This is a genomic window from Pseudomonas sp. TJI-51, from assembly GCF_000190455.2.
In the GTDB taxonomy this organism is placed as follows: Bacteria; Pseudomonadota; Gammaproteobacteria; order Pseudomonadales; family Pseudomonadaceae; genus Aquipseudomonas; species Aquipseudomonas juntendi.
In genome coordinates, this window is record NZ_AEWE02000193.1 from 1 (window position 1) to 828 (window position 828).

The following is an 828-nucleotide window of genomic DNA, read 5'->3' on the forward strand; positions in this document are numbered from 1 at the left end:
TGAATCGCCCCTGGTTTCCTAGACACTCTCCAAGCTCAGGAAATAGCGTTTCTCATATTCTATTGGAGACAGCTGCATAGCACTGCTGTGTCGGCGTTTAGGGTTATAGAACATTTCGATGTAATCGAAAATATCACTCCGGGCTTCGTCACGTGTCGCGTAGGTCTTTCGTCGAACCCGTTCCCGCTTCAAAAGCTGGAAAAAGCTCTCGGCTACGGCATTGTCGTGGCAGTTTCCCCGTCGGCTCATGCTGCTGACCACATTGTTGGCCTTAAGGAAGCTTTGCCAATCTGAGCTACTGAACTGACTACCTTGATCTGAGTGAATCATCACTTGCTGCTGTGGCTTGCGTCGCCAAACGGCCATCAGCATCGCGTCGATAGCAAGGTCGCTGCACATCCTTGGCTTCATTGACCAACCAATTACTTGGCGTGAGAACAGATCCAGCACTACCGCCAGATAGAGCCATCCTTCATAGGTGCGGATGTAAGTGATATCTGTCACCCAGACCTTGTTCGGCTCACTGACCTTGAACTGCCGCGCGAGGTGGTTGGGCGAGGCCACGGTTGGTTTTCCGCCATAAAACCCAGGACGACGGCGATAACCCGTTTGCGAACGCAACCCCTCTGCTTGCATCAAGCGCCCGACTCGATTTCGTCCGCATTCCTCTCCCAGCTCACGTAGGTCATCGTGAATTTTGCGGTAGCCGTATACACCTCCGCTTTCTAGCCAAGCGTGTTTGATCAAGCCAAGCAGACGTTGATCTTCTTTTGCTCGGGCAGATTGAGGCTCGGCCAGCCAGGCGTAGTAGCCGCTGGGGTGCACCTT

General features: G+C 53.3%; 1 protein-coding gene. It reads right to left on the minus strand.

Going from position 1 to position 828, the window contains the following annotated elements; all coding sequences use genetic code 11:
- Window positions 1-18: 18 nt before the first annotated feature.
- On the minus strand, window positions 19-828 hold an 810-nt coding region (locus G1E_RS26815), incomplete at its 5' end, for an IS3 family transposase (RefSeq protein WP_052960523.1).